The following is a 17,552-nucleotide window of genomic DNA, read 5'->3' as shown; positions in this document are numbered from 1 at the left end:
CCGCGTGGTCCCGGACTCAGACGACGGCGCCGTTGCCCGGTTCCGTCCAGTCGTCGTCGTGCCCGTCCCGCAGCCGGGTCACCAGCGTGGCGAAGCCCCCCAGGAAACCGCCCACCCCCAGCGTGACGATCCACCAGGTCATCCGCTGCTGGAGCAGCACCGTGACGATCAGCAGCAGCGGTCCGCCGATCACCGCCACCCACGCCAGCTTGGTGGACAGCGCCGCCTCCGGCAGCGGTGGCGGCTCGGGCGGGACGAAGTGGGCCTCCTCCTCGTCCTCGGCCGCGTCCCAGTCGCGCGGCCCGAGCGGCGGCGCCGCGGCGCTCTCGCCGCTGGGCAGCACCCGGTCCACGGTGTCGGTCAGGTCGATCTCGGCCGCCTTCGGCCACACGCCCGGCGGGTCCGCGGGTTCGTCGCCGTACCCGGCGACGATCTGCGCCCAGGCGGCTTCCTCGTCGATCGGGTCACGGCCGTCGCCGAGCCCTGGGTCACGTTCCGTCACGGGCTGTCTTCCTTGTCGCGAGCCGGGTGATGAAGGCGTCCGTCATCTGAAAGATACGCTCCGCATCGTGGTCCAGGGTCGCCACGTGATAGCTGTCCTCCAGCACGTGCTCGACCATGTCCACCGACGACACCGACTCCCGTACGCGGGCCGCGTCCGACGCCGGTACCACATGGTCCACCCGGCTGCGCAGCAGGCACAACGGCTGTGTCACCTGGGGGAGTTCGGCGCGGACCAGCGACAACAGCGCACGCAGGGAGTGCGCCGCGTGCAGCGGCACGCGGTCGTAGCCCGACTCCGCGACACCCGGCCGCGCGATGTCCGAGATCAGGCCGCGCGTACTGGGCACCAGATGCCGCAGTACCGGCAGCGCGAGCCCCTGGGCGCGCGGAAATGTGATCGCGGGGTTCACCAGGACGAGTCCGCTGACGGCGTTGCCGTGCCGCGCCGCGAGACGCAGCGCCAGCGCGCCGCCCATCGACAGGCCCCCGACGAAGACGTGCGCGCAGCGCTCGCGCAGCCGCGCCAGCTCGCGATCGACCGTCGCGTACCAGTCCTGCCATCCGGTGGCCTGCATGTCCTGCCAGCGGGTGCCGTGGCCCGGCAGCAGGGGCAGGGACACATGCACGCCGCGGGCGGCGAGGTGCTCCGCCCAGGGACGCAGGGACTGCGGGGTTCCGGTGAAGCCGTGGCAGAGCAGCATGCCGCTCGCCTCCGGCCCGTCGAAGTCCCCCGCCGGTGAGAAGAAGAAGGGCTCAGCCCCGGGAAGAAGCCGCACGCGTTCCACCCTACGCGGGCTCTTCGCGGGGGCGCCACGGGCGTGTAGGACCGCTAGGGTCGGGCACCGGTCAACCACAGGAGGTCACCAGGTGCTGTACGGGGCGATGAAACACTCACTCGGAGCGGGTCTGAGGCTCGCCTTCCGGCCATGGGTCGAGGGCCGCGAGCACGTGCCCGCGGAGGGCCCCGCCATCCTGGCCAGCAACCACCTCTCGTTCTCCGACTCCTTCTTCCTGCCGATCATGCTCGACCGCAAGGTGACCTTCATCGCGAAGGCCGAGTACTTCACCTCGCCGGGCGTCAAGGGGCGGCTGACGGCGGCGTTCATCAAGGGCGTCGGCCAGCTCCCGGTGGACCGTGAGGGCGGCCGGGACGCCGCCGAGGCGGCCATACGCAGCGGGATCTCCGTCATCGAGCGCGGCGAGCTGTTCGGCATCTACCCCGAGGGCACCCGCTCGCCCGACGGGCGGCTCTACCGGGGCAGGCCGGGCGGCCTGGCCCGCGTCGCGCTGGCCACCGGCGCCCCGGTCATCCCCGTCGCGATGATCGACACGGAGAAGATCCAGCCCCCCGGCAAGGTGATGCCCAAGCTGATGCGCCCCGGGATCAGGATCGGCGCGCCGCTGGATTTCAGCCGCTACGAGGGCATGGAGAACGACCGCTTCATCCTGCGCTCGCTCACCGACGAGGTCATGTACGCGATCATGAAACTCTCCGGCCAGGAGTACGTGGACGTCTACGCCAGCGTCGCGAAACGGGCGCTGGCCGAGGAGGCCGCGGCGGCCAGGGTCGGCCCGCAGGAGCGGATCAGGGAACGGCTGTCGGGGCTGCGCGACCGCTCCGAGGGCGGCGCCGAGGGCCGGAAGGACGGCGCCGAGGGGGACGAGGAGCCCCGCCCGCGCGCCTGATCGGCACGGGCACCGGGCGGCGTACGCCTGCGCGTCGCCGCCCGGCGGGAACCCGTACGGGTGGTTCGGCGGGGCGTCAGTGTGCCGTCACGTCACCGGGGACGGCGGCGGGCGTGAGGGCCAGCAGATCGGCGACGATGCCGGGCCCGTCGAGCGTCAGCACCGACTCCGGGTGGAACTGGACGCTGCGGAACCCCGGGCCGCGCAGCGCGTGGACCTCGCCGGTCACCGCGTCGCGGCTGACCTCGACCCCGCGCTCCGCCAGCGCGGCGGCGGCCAGGTCGTCGCAGCGCGCCGCGTACGAGTTGTAGAAGCCGACCGTCTCGCGCCGCCCGAACAGATCGACGGTCTCCTGCGCGCCCTGGTAGGGCCGGTCCTTGCGCACCAGCGGCAGGCCGTACGCCGCCGCGATCAGCTCGTGGCCCAGGCACACGCCGACGACCGGGTGCGCGTGCCCGGCGAGCAGGTCGTCCGCGAGCGCCCGCAGCGCCCGCATCCTCGGGTCGTCCCGGTCCTCCGGGTCGCCGGGGCCCGGGCCGAGGACGACCGTGCCCTGATGGGTGAGGACCCGCTCCCGCAGGCCCGGCGCGTCGTGCCGCACGACCGTGACGCGCGGCCCGGCCGAGCGCAGCAGATGGGCCAGCATCGACGTGAACGTGTCCTCCGCGTCCACCACCAGCACCCGCCCGCGCGGCGTGACGTCCCCGCTGGGCGTCCGCATCCGCAGCCAGAACGGCGCGAGGCCCGAACGGCGCGCGGCCAGCGCGGCGACCACCCGCTCGTCGTCCGCCAGCGCGGGGCGCGGCCCGGCCCCCTCCGGCTCGGGCGCGGGCGGGACGACGCCGAGCGCGGAGAGCACGGCCGCCGCCTTCGCGTGCGTCTCGGCGACCTCGCCCGCCGGGTCCGAGTCGCGCACCAGCGTCGCGCCGACCGGCACGCGCAGCCGCCCGTCGGCCGTCCTGATGTCGGCGGTCCTGATGAGGATGGGGGAGTCCAGCGTCCGCGCGCCGCCCGCGTCGGTCCCGAGCAGGGCCAGCGCCCCGGCGTAGTAGCCCCGGCCGCCGCGCTCGTGGCGGGCGATGACGCGGCAGGCGTTCTCCACCGGGCTGCCGGTCACGGTCGCGGCGAACATCGTCTCGCGCAGCACCTCCCGCACGTCCAGCGTGCTGCGCCCGCGCAGCTCGTACTCGGTGTGCGCCAGGTGCGCCATCTCCCGCAGCCGGGGGCCGACGACGACGCCGCCCTGGTCGCCCACGGCGCACATCATCTTCAGCTCCTCGTCCACCACCATCGACAGCTCCTCGCGCTCCTTCGGGTCGTCGAGGAAGTCGAGCAGCCCGGCCACGGACGGGCCCTCGGCCGGGTAGCGGTAGGTGCCGCTGATGGGGTTCATGACGACGGTGCCGCCGCTCATCCTGACGTGCACCTCGGGGCTCGCGCCCACCAGCACCCGCTGCCCCGTGTGGACGACGTACGTCCAGTACGCGCCCCGCTCGGCGGCCAGCATGCGGCGGAACAGCGCCAGCGCGTCGGCGCGGCCGAAGCCGGGGATGTGGCCGGTGAAGGTGCGGCGGATCACGAAGTTGGCGCCCTGCCCGGCGCCGATCTCGTCCCGCAGCACCTCGGCGACGGTGCGCGCGTACGCGTCGTCCGGCACGTCGAAGGCGCCGCCGCTGACCGTCACCTCGTGGCCCGGCAGCGCGGCGGTCAGCCCGTCGAGGGGCAGCTCGCGCACCCGGTCGGCCAGCAGCACGGACAGCGGCGCGGCGTCGTCGGTCACCTGGAAGCCGCGCTCCGCGATCTGCCGGAACGGCACGAGCGCCAGCGCCGTCCCCTCGCCCGGCAGGTCGGCGAGGCGGGCGGCCTCGGTCACGCGGCCGGTCAGCACCTCCACGACGTCCGCGTCATGGCCCGGCGTACGGCGGCGCAGCAGGGCGAACGGGGCGTGGCCCGCGAGCAGTTCGGCGACGACGGCGGCCGGGCCCTCGGCACCGGCCGGGGTGGGCGCGGGGGCGGGGCGTCGGCGGTGGGGCTGGTCCGGGGCGGGGTTCATGCGGGGTGTCCCTTCCTGAGACGGGGGGAGGGACCGCCCCCGGAAACGACGGAGGCCGCCCCTCGGGCGGCCTTCACGTCGGTCCGGTTCAGGGACGCGCAGCAGGAGGGGCCGCCTCGGGGAGGCGCCACCACCAGTCCTGGAGTCGCTGCGCGAACATGCCCGGGACTGTACACGACAGTGGCGCTCGTCTCACTACCCGAGCACGGGCGAATCCGGGTGGACACCACCCCGTAATCTGGGGCCTGTGACCGTGAACGCCGAGACCAGCACCAGCAGCTCCGCGCACGCCGGGTGGCGTGACCTGCCCGCGGCGCAGCAGCCCGACTACCCCGACGCCGAGGCCCTGCGCGCCGTGACGGCCGACCTCCAGGGGTATCCGCCGCTCGTCTTCGCGGGCGAGTGCGACCAGCTGCGCGACCGCATGGCGTCGGTGGCGCGTGGCGAGGCGTTCCTGCTCCAGGGCGGTGACTGCGCCGAGGCGTTCGACCAGGTCGGCGCCGACCAGATCAGGGCGAAGCTGAAGACGCTCCTCCAGATGAGCGCGGTGCTGACGTACGCGGCGGCCGTGCCGGTCGTGAAGGTCGGCCGTATCGCGGGCCAGTACTCCAAGCCGCGCTCCAAGCCGACCGAGACGCGCGACGGCGTGACGTTGCCGACGTACCGCGGCGACTCGGTCAACGGCGCGGAGTTCACCGAGGAGGCGCGCGTCCCCGACCCGGAGCGGCTGCGCCGGATGTACCACGCGTCCGCCTCGACGCTGAACCTCGTGCGCGGCTTCACCACCGGCGGCTACGCCGACCTGCACCAGGTCCACGCGTGGAACCAGGACTTCGTCCGCAACTCGGCCTCCGGGCAGCGCTACGAGGCGCTCGCCCGGGAGATCGACAACGCGCTGAACTTCATGAAGGCGTGCGGGGCCGACCCGGCCGAGTTCCACTCCGTCGAGTTCTACGCCTCGCACGAGGCGCTGCTCCTCGACTACGAGGCGGCCATGACCCGGGTGGACTCGCGCAGCGGCACGCTGTACGACGTCTCGGGCCACATGGTGTGGATCGGCGAGCGCACCCGGCAGCTCGACGGCGCGCACATCGCGTACGCCGCCACGATCCGCAACCCCATCGGCGTCAAGCTCGGCCCGACGACGACCACCGACGAGGCGCTGGCCCTGATCGACCGGCTCGACCCCGAGCGCGAGCCCGGCCGCCTGACGTTCATCACGCGGATGGGCGCCGACCGCGTCCGGGACGCGCTGCCAGGACTGATCGAGGGGGTCACCGCGTCGGGGGCGCGGCCCGCGTGGGTGTGCGACCCGATGCACGGCAACACGTTCGAGGCCGCGTCCGGGCACAAGACGCGCCGCTTCGACGACGTGCTGGACGAGGTGAAGGGCTTCTTCGAGGTCCACAAGAGCCTGGGCACGCACCCGGGCGGCATCCACGTGGAGCTGACCGGCGACGACGTCACCGAGTGCGTCGGCGGCGGCGACGAGATCTTCGTGGACGACCTGCACCAGCGGTACGAGACGGCCTGCGACCCGCGGCTGAACCGCAGCCAGTCGCTCGACCTCGCGTTCCTCGTCGCGGAGATGTACCGCGCCTGAGGCGGAAGCCGGACCGCACGGAGCCCCGGGGCGTGGCACGCGCCACACCGCGGGGCTCTGTCGTGTCCGGCCGCCGGGAAGTAAGGTAAGGCTTACCTGAATCTTCCGGTGCCGCTCGACCCGGCCGCCGGACCCCACGGAGAACGGCGAGGAGGGCGGCGCGCGTGTACGTCTGCTCGTGCTTCGGGATCACCGAGGCCGATGTGCGGGAGCACGCCGCCGCCGGTGCCTGCACGCCGCGCCAGATCGCCACGCGCAGCGGCGCCGGGACGGACTGCGGCTCCTGCGTGCGCCGTATCCAGGGGCTGCTCGGCCGGGGCGGTTGCCCTCGCCGGGAGACGGTGGAGGCCGCGGCGGCGCCCGCGTCCGTGCCCGTCGCCCTTGCCGCAGCCGCGGGCGTGGCCCCGCTGGGGGCAGCCGTCGAGGTCCCCGCGTAGCGGTTCGGCCCCGGCCCTACCCTTCGTGACCGCCGTGGTCACCCCCGTGGTCGCCGTGCCCGTCACCGCCCTGGCCCGGCTGCCTGATCTGCTGCGCGAGGTACAGCTGCTCGCCCAGGTGCTCGATCAGTTCGAGCTGCGTGTCCAGGTAGTCGATGTGGTGCTCCTCGTCCCGCAGGATGTCCTCGAAGAGCTTCGCCGACGTGATGTCGTGCTTCGCGCGCATCACCTCGGCGCCCCGGCGCAGGCGGTCGATGGCCTCCACCTCGATCTGCCGGTCGGCGCGGAACATCTCGGTCACGGTCTGCCCCACCCGGACGTGGAACAGCCGCTGGTAGTTGGGCAGCCCCTCCAGGAAGAGGATGCGGTCGGTCAGGACCTCGGCGTGCCGCATCTCGTCGAACGACTCGGCCCGCGTGTAGGCGGCGAGCTTCGTCCAGCCGAAGTTGTCCTGCATCTTGGCGTGCAGGAAGTACTGGTTGATCGCGGTCAGCTCGGCGGTCAACTGCTCGTTCAGGAACTCGATGACCTCGGGGTCGCCCTGCATGCGGCGTGCTCCTTCCGGGGCGCTGGCGGGGGGTCGTGCGCGCATCGTGGCATCACCGGGCCGTCGCGTCCAGTAAGTGAACCCTTACCCATGGATGCCCGGTTTGTCGTGCGCGGGGTGTGGTGGCTGTGCGGTGGCCTGTCCGAGGTCTGTCACCATGGAGACATGGGTCAGCCGGACAGTCGCGTGGGGGAGGTGCCGGGGCCGCCCGGGGAGCGGGTCCCCCCGGGGCAGCGGGTCCAGCGCGGATGGCCGGTGACGCACTACGGTCCCGTGCCGCGCTTCCGGCCGGAACGCTGGGAATTCCGCGTCTTCGGCGCGACGGCGGACGGCGACAAGCACTGCTGGACGCATGACGCGTTCTCCGCCCTCCCGTACGAGACGGTGGTCGGCGATCTGCACTGTGTGACGAAGTTCAGCATGCTCGGCTCCGAATGGGGCGGGGTCAGGGCCACGACCGTGCTCGGTCTGGCGCCGCCCGCACCCGACGTCACCCATGTGATGGTGTGGGCCGAGTACGGCTACAGCGCCAACCTCCGCCTGTCCGACTTCACCGCTCCCCACACCCTTTTCGCCAGCCACCGCGACGGCGAGCAGCTCACGGCCGAGCACGGCTTCCCGCTGCGGCTGGTCGTGCCGCACCTCTACGCGTGGAAGGGCCCCAAATGGGTACGCGGCGTCGAGTACATGACGGCCGACCGGCGCGGCTTCTGGGAGGAGCGCGGCTACCACAACCTCGGTGACCCCTGGCGTGAGCAGCGGTACTCCTACCAGGAGGTGCCGGGCGACGGGCCCGAGACCTGACGCGGGCGGCTACGCGGGCCCGCGCCCCAGCTCCTTGAGGAGCGCGACGTCCGCCGCGTGCCCGTCCAGGCCCCCCGGCGTCTCCACGACGAAGGGGACGCCCTCCGTCGCCGGGTGCCGCAGCAGGTCGCCGAACGGCGCGGCGCCGATGTGGCCCGCGCCGATGTTGCGGTGCCGGTCCTTGCGCGCGCCGCTCACGTCGAGCGAGTCGTTGGCGTGCACCAGGCGCAGCCGCCCTGGGCCCGCGACCCGCACCAGCTCGTCCAGCAGCGCCGCCACGCCGCCCGGCGCCGTCAGGTCGTGGCCCGCCGCGAAGGCGTGGCAGGTGTCGAGGCAGACCCCGAGCCTGGGGTGGCGGTCCAGCGCCTCGGTGTACGGGCCGAGGTCGGCCATCAGGGAGCACAGCGACGCGCCCTGGCCCGCGGTCGGCTCCAGCAGCAGCCACGGGTCGTCCGGGTGCGTCAGCTCGTCGAGCAGCGGCAGCAGCAGGCGGCGTACCTGGGCGAGGGCGACCTCACGGGGCCGCCCGCCGGTCGCCGAGCCGGTGTGGACCACGACGCCTGACGCGCCGATCGCGCGGGCACGCCGCAGCGAGTGGCGCAGGGAGACCACGGAGCGTTCCGCCGTCAGCGGGTCGTGCGAGCCCGGGTTGATCAGGTACGGCGCGTGGACGTACGCCCGCAGCCCTTCCGCCGCGCAGGCCGCGCGGAACGCCTCGTCCTCCGCGGGCCTGCCGGGCGGGGTGGCCCAGCCGCGGGGGTTGGCGACGAACACCTGCACGGCCTCCGCGCCGATCGCGCGGGCGTAGGGCAGTCCTGTGGTGGCGAGGCCACCGGCGACCGGGATGTGACCGCCCGTCGGATTGCGGACCGCCGCCCCGCCGGACGCCGCGGGGGACGGCGAGGACGACGGGGCGGCGGGGTTCTGGCAGGGGGGACGGCGCACGGCGACCAGCATGCCAGGGCGCGGAATGCGGGATTCCGGCGGGTGCCGGTCAGTACGGGCCGTTGACGTTGTCGATCGAACCGTACCGGTGATAGGCGTAGTTGGCCGCCGCCGTGATGTTGGCGACCGGGTCGTAGATGTCCACAGGGGTACCCGGCACGTGGTACGTGTCGAATGTCGGCTGGATCACCTGGAGGAGGCCGATGGACGGCGTCCCGTTGATCGCGTTGATGTCCCAGAGATTTATGGCGTTCGGATTCCCGCTGGATTCCCGCATGATGTTGCGGTAAAGGCCGTCGTACGTGCCGGGGATTCCCTCGCGTGCCATGACGGCGAGCGATTCCCTGATCCAGCCGTCGAGCGTGTCGGGGTAGGTCTCGGCGGCCGGGGCGGCGGCGGGCCGCGGGGTCGCGGGCGCGGCCGTCGGCGCGGGGGCGGCGGGCTCGGCGGGCTTCGCGTCGGTCGTGGCGGCCGGGGCGGGCGCGGGCTCGGGGGTCTCGGCGGCGGGCGGCTGCGCCTGGCGGCGCGGCGCGTGCGTCCGCTTCTCGGCCCTGGCGTCCGCGGCCTGCTCCTCCCGCGCCTCGTCGGCCGCGCGCTCCTCCTCGGCCTGACGGGCGGCCTCGTCGGACGCCTTCTTCTCGGCGCGCTGCTGGCGCCCGGCCACCTCGGCGCTCAGCAGGAGGTCGCTGCGGTCGGCGGCGTGCCGCCGGGCGACGGCGCCCGCCGGGTCGGAACCGGCGGCCTGGCCGGGCACCTCGGACGCCTTCACGTCCCAGTGGACGGCGCGGGCGTCCTGGGCGCCGGGCGGCGCGTCCTCGGCGTCGGCCGAGGCGGGGACGGCGATCAGCGCCATGGCGGCCACGCCCGCCGTGGTGAGCGCGGCGGTGGCGGTTCGCTGGAGACGGGTCATACGGGGACGGGGGCGGGGATGAGCGGGCATGGGGGGTCCTCTGTTCCTCGCGTGGATGGCGATGGACCTTGTTAACAGCCCTTGAAAACCAAATGCAATGACCCTATGTACTAGAAGTCTTAGTGCGCGGCACGCCGTGGAATCACCTGACCGGCCGGTGGGAAACGGGTTTCCGGCCGCCATTCGAGCACTAAGTACTTTCGTATGTGATCCACCTCCTATGATTGGCGTCACAGGGGGTCGGAGGTTTCTTCGCGGCAATTACGCGGAATGGCCGACAAGCGCGCTTGGGCCGAATCGGGACCCCTGCGGAACCACCTCGGATTCCCAGGGACGGAAGACCCTGCCGCGCCCGGGACCTCCGGCCCGGGAACGGCGGGGCGCAGGGCCCGGGCGGGGTGCCCGCGAACGCGTCGGCCCCGGCCCGCGCGAGGGCGGGCCGGGGCGGTGGGCGTGCGAGGGCCTCAGCGGACCCAGATGGTGATGGTCGAGCCGCGCGGCGCCGGCTCGTCGTACACCGACTGGTTGAAGACCGTCCCGGTGAAGAAGACCTGGTTCACGTTCACGTCGAACCCGGCCGCCTCCAGCGTGGTGCGCGCCTCGTCCTCCGACATGCCGCGCACGTCGGGCACCTCGACCATCTCGGGGCCCTGGGACAGCAGGAGCGTCACGGTGTCGCCCTCGGAGGCCCGGCCGTCCCCCGGCGGCGACTGCCCGGCCACCGCCCCCGCCTCGTGCTCGGAGAAGTCACGCTCGGGGGCGATCACGACCTCGAATCCCGCCTCCGTCAGCTCCGCGCGCGCCTCGTCCTCCGGCAGCCCGATCACGGCCGGGACGGTGACGGCGCGCCCCCGGCTGACGACGAGGTCCACGGCCGAGTCGGGCCGCCGCTCCCGCCCGGCGCCGGGGTCGCTGGAGATGACCGCGTTGCGCTCGATCTCGTCGGAGAACTCCCGCGTCTCCTCGCCCACGGCCAGCCCGGCCTCGTCCAGGAGCCGCCGCGCGTCCTCCAGCGGGACGCCCCGCAGGTCGGGCACCACGGACACCCGCGGCCCCTGCGAGACGGTGACGGTCACGGTCCCGTTGCGCCGGACGCGCTCGCCCGGCTCGGGATCGGTGGCGATGACGCGGCCCGCGTCCACGGTCTCCGAGAAGTCCTCGGCCACGTCCACGCGCAGCCCGGCGTCCTCCAGCGTCTCCACCGCCTCCTCCTGCGTCTGCGCGAGCACGCCCGGAGTGCGCAGGAACTGGCCCGAGTTGACGTACCACACGCCCGTGCCGAGCAGCGTCAGCAGCACGGCGGCGACGATCACCGACACCCGGCCCCGGCGCGACAGCCGCCCCCACGGCCCGCCGGGCGGCGGCGCGGCGAACCGCTCGGTGCGGTCCGTCCCGTCACCGGCGCCCGCACCGGCCGGACGCGGCACGATCCGCGTGCTGTCCTCGGGGTCCGTCGTGCCGGGCAGCCCGGCGCCGGACGCCCGCGGGTCGCGGTGCCCGGGCGGCACGGCGTCCAGCTCGGCGTCCGTCAGCGAGGCCCGCGCCATCCTGACCAGGACGAGCAGCGCCGCCGCGTCCGCCGGGCGCGCCAGCGGGTCACGCGCGGCGGACGTCGCGACGAGCCCGTCGAGCCCGTCCGCCAGCCCCGGGACCCGCTCGGACGGCGGGGGCACGTCCTCGTGGACGTGCGCGTACAGGACGCGCGCGGGGGAGTCCCCGGTGTGCGGCTTGGCGCCGGTCAGCGCCTCGTACAGCAGCACGCCGCACGCGTACACGTCAGAGCGCGCGGTCACCGCGCCGCCCTCGATCTGCTCGGGCGCCAGGTAGGACGCCGTGCCGAGCAGCGCGCCCGTCGTCGCCGAGGTGTGCGTGTCCACGCTCCGCACCAGGCCGAAATCGGCCACCTTGACGCGTCCGTCGTCCCCGATGAGCACGTTCTCCGGCTTCACGTCCCGGTGCACGAGCCCCGCCACGTGCGCGGCGGCGAGCCCGGCGAGCATCGGCTCCACGATGTCGAGCGCCGCGCGCGGCGGGAGCGCGCCCTGGTCGCGCAGGACGTCACGCAGCGTGCACCCGGCGACGTACTCCATGGCCAGGTAGACGTACGGACCGTCCCTGCCCTGGTCCAGGACGCCGACGACATTGGGGTGGTCCAGCCGCGCGACGGCCTTCGCCTCCCGGATGAACCGCTCGACGAACGCCGCGTCGCCCGCGAGCGACGGATGCATCACCTTCAGCGCGAGCACACGGTCGAGCCGCGTGTCCAACCCCCGGTAGACGGTGGCCATCCCGCCCGCCGCGATCCGCTCGTCCACCCGGTAGCGGGCGTCGAGGAGCTGTCCGATCAGCGGGTCGTGAAGTGTGGTGTCCACGACGCCCCAGTCTACGAGCCGCCCGCGCGCCCCCGTCCGTGACGCAGGACGCGGGGGCGGTTCTGGAGCGATACGGTGACGAAGCCCGCACACACGTACGGGCGTTCAGCCGCCGAGCGTCAGCCCGAGCGACAGCCTGGCCTCGACCTCCTGGTCGATGCCCATCGCGTCGTACGCCCGGGACACGGCCGCGTCGAAGGCGTCCTGGCTCTCGGCCCCTGCCGCCTCCCGCCAGGAGACGACGCCGGGCCCGCGCGCCGCGACCAGCGCCTCGACGTCCGCCGCCACCGCGGGGGACCAGTCGTACGCCGCCAGCGCCGCCGCGTCCGCCGCCACGGCGTCGGCCGTCTCGTCGGCCCACGCCCGCTGCGCCGCCAGCCCCTCCTCGGGGGCGGGCTGGTCCCACAGCCTGGCCTCCAGCGGGCCGGTCGCCGCGAGATAGGCCAGCTGCTCGTCGCCGAAGTCGGCGCGGTCGCCGCGCAGCGGGACCGTCAGCGGCCCGCCCTCGTACGTCTCCAGGGCGCACAGCACGTCGTACGGGCCGCCGCCCGCCCCGCCCGCCCGGTCGTCGTAGTAGTAGGTGAGGCCGACGTCGAGCGGCAGCTCCCAGAAGTCCACGACGTACGGCTCGATCAGCGGCAGGCAGGTGTCGGAGAGGACGGCGACGTCGGGGTACGCCGCGCCCGCGGGCACCTGGGCGACGCCCAGCGCCTCCGAGGTGTGCGGGGCGTCGCAGCTGGTCAGGAAGACGGCCGGCGCGGAGGTGTCCGGCTCGGCCGGGGCCTCGAAGCAGTCACCTGCCGAGAGGCCGAGCACCGGCGTCTCCACGCCGCCGCCCCCGGCCGCCTCGTCGGCCCGCAGGCCGCCGGACAGCAGGGGCCGGTCGTTCCGGTGGGCTTCGTCCTGGAACACGTAGGTGGGGATGAGGACGGCGAGGAAGCAGACCAGCGCGCCGGTGACGGCGATCGCGGCGACGGCCTGCCTGCGGCCCACCGTGTCGCCCGGCTCGGAGCGCAGCAGCGCGAGGACGCCGAGCATCAGCCCGAAGGGGAACGCGAGCAGGCACGTGCAGATGGCCACGAGCGCAAGGCTGTTCGTGCCGGGCCCCCGCCGCTGCCGCGGCCATCCGTACGGCGCGACCCAGGCGGCGGGCCGCGGGGGCGTGTACGCGGGATGGGGGGCGTGGGGCGGCAGGGGGAGAGGAGGAGCAGCGGGAGGGAGGGGAGGAGGGGGAAGAAGGGGAGGCCCGCCCGCCGGAGCCGCGGGTCTTTCGGGGTCGGGAGCAGGAGCTGACGTCACGGATTTCCCCCCGGGGAACGATGCGCGGTGCACCCGGCGCGTCCACCCCGGCCAGGTGCACCGGATGCTATATCAGCCGGGGAAAGCCGGGCGCTCCGGATCGAGCGCGGCCATGCCCTCCCACGGCGAGGACGCCAGGGCGAAGTGCCGCCGGGGGATACGGCCCGCCAGCTGCGCCAGCCTGCCCGCCTCCACGGCGTGCCGCATCGCCCGCGCCATCGTCACCGGACGCCGCGCCCGCGTCACCGCCGACGCCAGCATCACGCCCGCACAGCCCAGTTCCATGGCGAGCGCCACGTCGGACGCCGTGCCCGCGCCCGCGTCGAGGATCACGGGGACGCGGGCGCGCTCGGTGATCAGCGCGAAGTTGTGCGGGTTGCGGATGCCGAGGCCCGAGCCGATGGGCGAGCCGAGCGGCATCACGGCGGCGCAGCCCACGTCCTCCAACTGCCGCGCCACCACCGGGTCGTCGTTGGTGTACGGCAGGACGGTGAAGCCGTCGTCCACCAGCGTCTCGGCGGCCTCCAGGGTCGCCACCGGGTCGGGCAGCAGCGTCCGCTCGTCGGCGACGACCTCCAGCTTCACGACGTCGGTCCCCAGCGCCTCGCGCGCCAGCCGCGCCGTCAGCACGGCCTCGCCCGCCGTGAAGCAGCCCGCGGTGTTCGGCAGCGGTGCGATGTCCAGCTCGCGCAGCACCGACAGCACCGAGCCGCGCACGCCCGGGTCGAGACGGCGCATCGCCACCGTCGTCAGCCCGGTGCCCGAGGCGGCCAGCGCGTCCCGCAGGACGGCGAGGCCGGTGGCGCCCCCCGTGCCCATGATCAGCCGGGACGTCAGCCGCAGCGGGCCGACGACCAGCGGTTCGTCGAGGTCGTGGTCCTGTTCGGTGGTGGTCCCTGTCATGCGGTCAGCCTCCCTGTACGGCGGTGAGTACCTCGATCCGGTCGCCGTCGGCGAGGGCCGTGAGCGGCCACCTGCCGCGCGGCACCACGGACTCGTTGACGGCGGCGGCGATCCCGGACGGCGCGCGGCTCAGCTCGGCGACGAGCGCGGCGAGCGTCGTCCCGGCGGGGCGTACGCGCTCCCGGCCGTTCACCCACAGCGTGATCCGCCCCGTGTCCTTCCCGCCGGTCATACCGGTACCTCCCGATGGTCGCGGCTGAACCGCCGCGCGGCGAACGGGCGCGCCTCGCCCGGCAGTTCACCGGTCGTCAGGGTGTCGGCCAGGGCGTCGCCGGTGAGCGGCGCGAGCAGCACGCCGTTGCGCCCGTGGCCGGTGGCGAGCAGCAGCCCCGGCAGCGCGGTGGGGCCGAGCAGCGGCGCGTTGTCGGGGCTGACGGGCCGCAGCCCGGCGCGTGCCTCGACGAGGGGCAGCTCGGTCAGCCCCGGCAGCAGCTCGTGCGCGTCACGCAGCAGCCCGTACACCCCGCCCGCCGTCACCTCCGTGTCCCAGCCCCGCTCCTCGACCGTCGCGCCGAGCACGAGCTCGCCGCTGACGCGCGGCACCAGGTACACCTGCTCGCCGCGCACGACCGCCCTGACCGTCCTGGACAGGAACGGCGGGCGCGCCCGCGGCATCCGCAGCCGCAGGATCTGCCCCTTCACCGGCCGCACCGGCACCGCCACCCCGGGCGGCACGCCCGCCAGTTCGCCGCTGCGGCTGCCGCCCGCCAGCACGGTGCGTTCCGCCACCAGCCGCGTCCCGTCGGCGAGGACGACGCCGGTGGCGCGGTCGCCCGCGACGGTGAGGCGCACCGCGGCCGACCGGTGCAGCGTCACCCCGGCGCGCTCGCAGGCCGTCAGCAGCGCCGCCACCAGCCGCCGCGGATCGGCCTGGTGGTCGCCGTCCACGCGCAGCCCGCCGCGTACGCCGGGGGCGAGCATCGGTTCGAGACGGCGGCACTCGCGGCCGGTGAGCCACCGGGTGCCGAGCCCGTGGCGCTCCTGGAGCAGCTGCGACTCGCGCAGCTGCGCGCGGTCGTCCGCGTCCAGCGCGACCTGGAGCGTGCCGCAGGAGCGGTGGCCGACGTCCGTGCCGGTCACCTCGGCCAGTTCCGCGGCGAAGTCCGGCCAGCGGGCGGCCGAGGCGAGGGCCGGTTCCAGCAACCGCTCCTCGCCGTGGTGCAGTTCGGTGACGGCGGCCAGCATCCCGGCCGCGACCAGCGCCGCACCACCGCCTGGCCGCGGATCGGCGACGGCGGTGCGCAGCCCCCGTCCGGCCGCCCGCCAGGCCGTCACCAGCCCGATCAGGCCACCGCCGACGACCACGGCGTCGTACGCCGTCCCGCCGCCAGGCCCGTCCTCCGCCGTGGACACGCGCGTGCTCACGCGACTCCTCCCTTCGCCGGAATGACCCGGATCAGGTTCGTACGGTCGGAGGCCGCCCGCCTCCCTCTCAGCCCGGTGCGCCGGGCTCCCGTGGGTGTGCTGCTCGCGGGCCAGCGTAGTACGCGGGCACCGCGCGCGCCGGGCCGCACCCCGCGCGCCGGGCGGGCCGGAAGACGCCGGAACTCCATGTCCGGGAAATGACAGGCGAGTTCCGGGAATGTGCGGGACTCCTTGACGGCCCCCTGGGGCGCTCCTAGTGTCCGGCGTCAGAGAGCGCTCTCTGGCACCCGCACACCCTGCGCGGAGCCACCCCCCACCCGTAAGGAGAGCCCGTGAACCTGACCCAAGTCCGGCGCCCGCCATGGCAGGCGCTGCTGGCCGTCCTGGCCATCGCCGCCGTGGTCGCCTCGCAGCTGTTCACCGGATCGACGGGCCGTGCGGCCCAGAACCAGCAGCAGCAGGCGGACGTCGGACCCAACGTCGTCCGGGTGGCCGAGTTCCTCGCCGAGTGCGAGTTCAGCCACCGGCGTCCCGACGACCCGATCATCTTCCCCGGCCTGCCGGGCGCGTCGCACTCGCACAGCTTCTTCGGCGCCACCGTGACGGACGCGTACACCAACCTGGACGACCTCCTGGCCTCGGACAGCACCTGTGACCCGGCCATCGACCTGTCCTCGTACTGGGTGCCCACGCTGTTCGTGAACAACCAGCCGGTGGAGCCGCAGAGCGCCACGTTCTACTACCTCGGCGAAGGCGTGAACGACGCCACGATCGCCCGTACCCAGTCGCTGCCGCAGGGCCTGAAGATCGTGGCGGGCAACGCCACGGCCACCAGCCCGGCCGGTACGATCGCGCGCTGGTCGTGTCTGCACGCGGGACACGTGAACCCGTCCCAGGACTTCGTGAACTGCCCGGCAGGCACGGCGCTGGAGTCGTACCTCGACTTCCCGCAGTGCTGGAACGGCCGCGACCTGGACTCCCCGGACCACAAGAGCCACATGGCCTACCCCGTGGGCGGCACCTGCCCCTCCACGCACCCGGTGGCCGTGCCGAAGCTCCGTCAGGTACTGCGCTACCCCGTGAACGGTGACCCGTCCAGGTTCCGTCTGGCCTCTGGACCCGGATACACGATGCACGGAGACTTCTTCAACGCCTGGCCGACCGCAGAGATGGACCGGCGCGTGCGGGACTGCATCCGCCCGATCATCAAGTGCGGCGCGAACGGCACTCCGTCCTGACCCGTCCGACCACCGTATGACCGGGAGGCTCCTCATGACGACCGCCGCCACAGCTCGTGCCCTGGCCGGCACCCTGCTGGCCGCCGTGCTCCTCGCGGGCTGCGGCGGCGGTTCGGACGGCGGTGGTGACGACGCCGAAGGGCCCGTCACCACCGACCCGGCCACGGAGCCTCCCGCCGCGTCCCCCTCCGCCGCGCCCTCCGCGACGGTCCCCGCCGAGGACCGCGCCCTCAACTTCACCGACCTGGCGTGGGTCCAGCTGATGATCCCGCTGACCGACCAGGTACGCCCGCTGCTCGACCTGGTCGAGGAACGGGCCGCCGACCCCGCGTTCGGCACCTTCGCGACCGACCTCGCCGCGGCGGGCGAGGAGGACCTGGCCGCCCTGCACGCGCTGCTTGAGGCGGACGGCGTCCCCTACGAGAACGTCCACGCCGGGCACAACATGCCGGGCATGGTGACGGAGGAGGAACTCGCCGCCGTCACGGCCGCGGAGGGCGACGCCTTCGAGGAACAGGCCCGCGCCCACATCCGCGAATTCCTCGAACACACCGTCACCGTCTCGACCGGCGAGCAGGACGCCGGGCAGGCGCCCGAGGCCGTCGCGCTGGCCGCCGACCTCGACACCGCCGCCACCGAGCAGCTCGACACGCTGACCGCCCTCGGCGGCTGACGCCCCCCGAGCCACCCCCCACGGGACCCCCACGGCCCCACCCCCACACCTCCCTCACCTCCCAGCCCACCCCTACCAAGGCCCCACCCACCGCACGCTGGTCATGTACGCGGGCAAGCCGGTCGAGGTCGGCTCGACGGACCAGGTGTTCTA

The 17,552-nt window shown here is 74.2% G+C and carries 17 protein-coding genes and 1 riboswitch; of the genes, 6 read left to right on the top strand and 11 right to left on the bottom strand.

Going from position 1 to position 17,552, the window contains the following annotated elements; genetic code table 11:
- Positions 1-16: 16 nt before the first annotated feature.
- Positions 17-502, bottom strand: a complete 486-nt coding sequence (locus tag IF27_RS11455; RefSeq protein WP_052849383.1) for a hypothetical protein — start codon at positions 500-502, stop codon at positions 17-19.
- Entirely contained in the window at positions 489-1,280 is a 792-nt protein-coding gene (locus IF27_RS11450; RefSeq protein WP_052849572.1) for an alpha/beta hydrolase, read from the bottom strand. The genes IF27_RS11455 and IF27_RS11450 overlap by 14 nt, the downstream gene beginning before the upstream one ends.
- 106 nt (positions 1,281-1,386) lie before the next feature.
- On the opposite strand from IF27_RS11450, the gene IF27_RS11445 reads away from it, so the two are divergent.
- A complete protein-coding gene (locus IF27_RS11445) occupies positions 1,387-2,190 on the top strand; it encodes a lysophospholipid acyltransferase family protein (protein WP_420822001.1) in 804 nt (267 codons plus the stop codon).
- Between the two features lie 76 nt (positions 2,191-2,266).
- On the opposite strand, the gene IF27_RS11440 is transcribed toward IF27_RS11445, so the two are convergent.
- A complete protein-coding gene (locus IF27_RS11440) occupies positions 2,267-4,243 on the bottom strand; it encodes an anthranilate synthase family protein (RefSeq protein ID WP_110945774.1) in 1,977 nt (658 codons plus the stop codon).
- A 247-nt stretch (positions 4,244-4,490) separates the two neighbouring features.
- Here IF27_RS11440 and IF27_RS11435 point away from each other — a divergent pair, with 247 nt between their 5' ends.
- Both IF27_RS11435 and IF27_RS11430 read left to right on the top strand, forming a co-directional pair.
- Positions 4,491-5,846: a class II 3-deoxy-7-phosphoheptulonate synthase gene (locus IF27_RS11435; protein ID WP_052849382.1), complete on the top strand. Its 1,356-nt coding sequence runs from the start codon at positions 4,491-4,493 to the stop codon at positions 5,844-5,846.
- Positions 5,847-6,010: 164 nt separating this feature from the next.
- Positions 6,011-6,283: a (2Fe-2S)-binding protein gene (locus IF27_RS11430; protein ID WP_052849381.1), complete on the top strand. Its 273-nt coding sequence runs from the start codon at positions 6,011-6,013 to the stop codon at positions 6,281-6,283.
- Between the two features lie 16 nt (positions 6,284-6,299).
- Here IF27_RS11430 and bfr read toward each other — a convergent pair whose 3' ends face one another.
- The gene (gene bfr / locus IF27_RS11425) at positions 6,300-6,830 is read right to left on the bottom strand and encodes a bacterioferritin (RefSeq protein ID WP_052849380.1); all 531 of its coding nucleotides are present in this window, start codon (positions 6,828-6,830) and stop codon (positions 6,300-6,302) included.
- Between the two features lie 165 nt (positions 6,831-6,995).
- Between bfr and IF27_RS11420 the strand changes: the two genes are divergently transcribed.
- Entirely contained in the window at positions 6,996-7,634 is a 639-nt protein-coding gene (locus tag IF27_RS11420) for a sulfite oxidase-like oxidoreductase (protein WP_052849379.1), read from the top strand.
- 9 nt (positions 7,635-7,643) lie between these two features.
- Here IF27_RS11420 and IF27_RS11415 read toward each other — a convergent pair whose 3' ends face one another.
- From IF27_RS11415 to thiO, 7 genes are all read right to left on the bottom strand, one after another.
- Complete coding sequence (locus tag IF27_RS11415; RefSeq protein ID WP_420822000.1) at positions 7,644-8,579, bottom strand: deoxyribonuclease IV; 936 nt, start codon at positions 8,577-8,579, stop codon at positions 7,644-7,646.
- A 49-nt stretch (positions 8,580-8,628) separates the two neighbouring features.
- A complete protein-coding gene (locus IF27_RS11410) occupies positions 8,629-9,489 on the bottom strand; it encodes a lytic transglycosylase domain-containing protein (RefSeq protein WP_223291013.1) in 861 nt (286 codons plus the stop codon).
- A gap of 464 nt (positions 9,490-9,953) precedes the next feature.
- Positions 9,954-11,861, bottom strand: a complete 1,908-nt coding sequence (pknB, locus tag IF27_RS11405) for a Stk1 family PASTA domain-containing Ser/Thr kinase (protein ID WP_052849376.1) — start codon at positions 11,859-11,861, stop codon at positions 9,954-9,956.
- Between the two features lie 105 nt (positions 11,862-11,966).
- Positions 11,967-12,941, bottom strand: coding sequence for a hypothetical protein (locus IF27_RS11400; protein ID WP_052849375.1), 975 nt, complete (start codon positions 12,939-12,941; stop codon positions 11,967-11,969).
- A 291-nt stretch (positions 12,942-13,232) separates the two neighbouring features.
- Positions 13,233-14,063: a thiazole synthase gene (locus IF27_RS11395; RefSeq protein ID WP_052849374.1), complete on the bottom strand. Its 831-nt coding sequence runs from the start codon at positions 14,061-14,063 to the stop codon at positions 13,233-13,235.
- Between the two features lie 4 nt (positions 14,064-14,067).
- Positions 14,068-14,295, bottom strand: a complete 228-nt coding sequence (gene thiS / locus IF27_RS11390; protein ID WP_052849373.1) for a sulfur carrier protein ThiS — start codon at positions 14,293-14,295, stop codon at positions 14,068-14,070.
- The gene (thiO, locus tag IF27_RS11385; RefSeq protein ID WP_223291012.1) at positions 14,292-15,488 is read right to left on the bottom strand and encodes a glycine oxidase ThiO; all 1,197 of its coding nucleotides are present in this window, start codon (positions 15,486-15,488) and stop codon (positions 14,292-14,294) included. The genes thiS and thiO overlap by 4 nt, the downstream gene beginning before the upstream one ends.
- Positions 15,480-15,590: riboswitch (TPP riboswitch) on the bottom strand. (Overlaps the previous gene by 9 nt.)
- Before the next feature lie 230 nt (positions 15,591-15,820).
- Here thiO and IF27_RS11380 point away from each other — a divergent pair.
- Positions 15,821-16,726 carry a DUF1996 domain-containing protein gene (locus IF27_RS11380; RefSeq protein ID WP_052849372.1) on the top strand — a complete coding sequence of 302 codons (906 nt, stop codon included), beginning with the start codon at positions 15,821-15,823 and terminating at the stop codon, positions 16,724-16,726.
- Positions 16,727-16,760: 34 nt separating this feature from the next.
- Entirely contained in the window at positions 16,761-17,399 is a 639-nt protein-coding gene (locus IF27_RS11375; RefSeq protein WP_052849371.1) for a DUF305 domain-containing protein, read from the top strand.
- The last annotated feature ends 153 nt before the right edge of the window (positions 17,400-17,552 follow it).

This window comes from Streptomyces avicenniae (assembly GCF_000719135.1).
GTDB lineage: Bacteria > Actinomycetota > Actinomycetes > Streptomycetales > Streptomycetaceae > Streptomyces > Streptomyces avicenniae.
The sequence above is the reverse complement of the archived record's forward strand: the minus strand, read 5'-3'. Positions and strand labels throughout refer to the sequence as shown.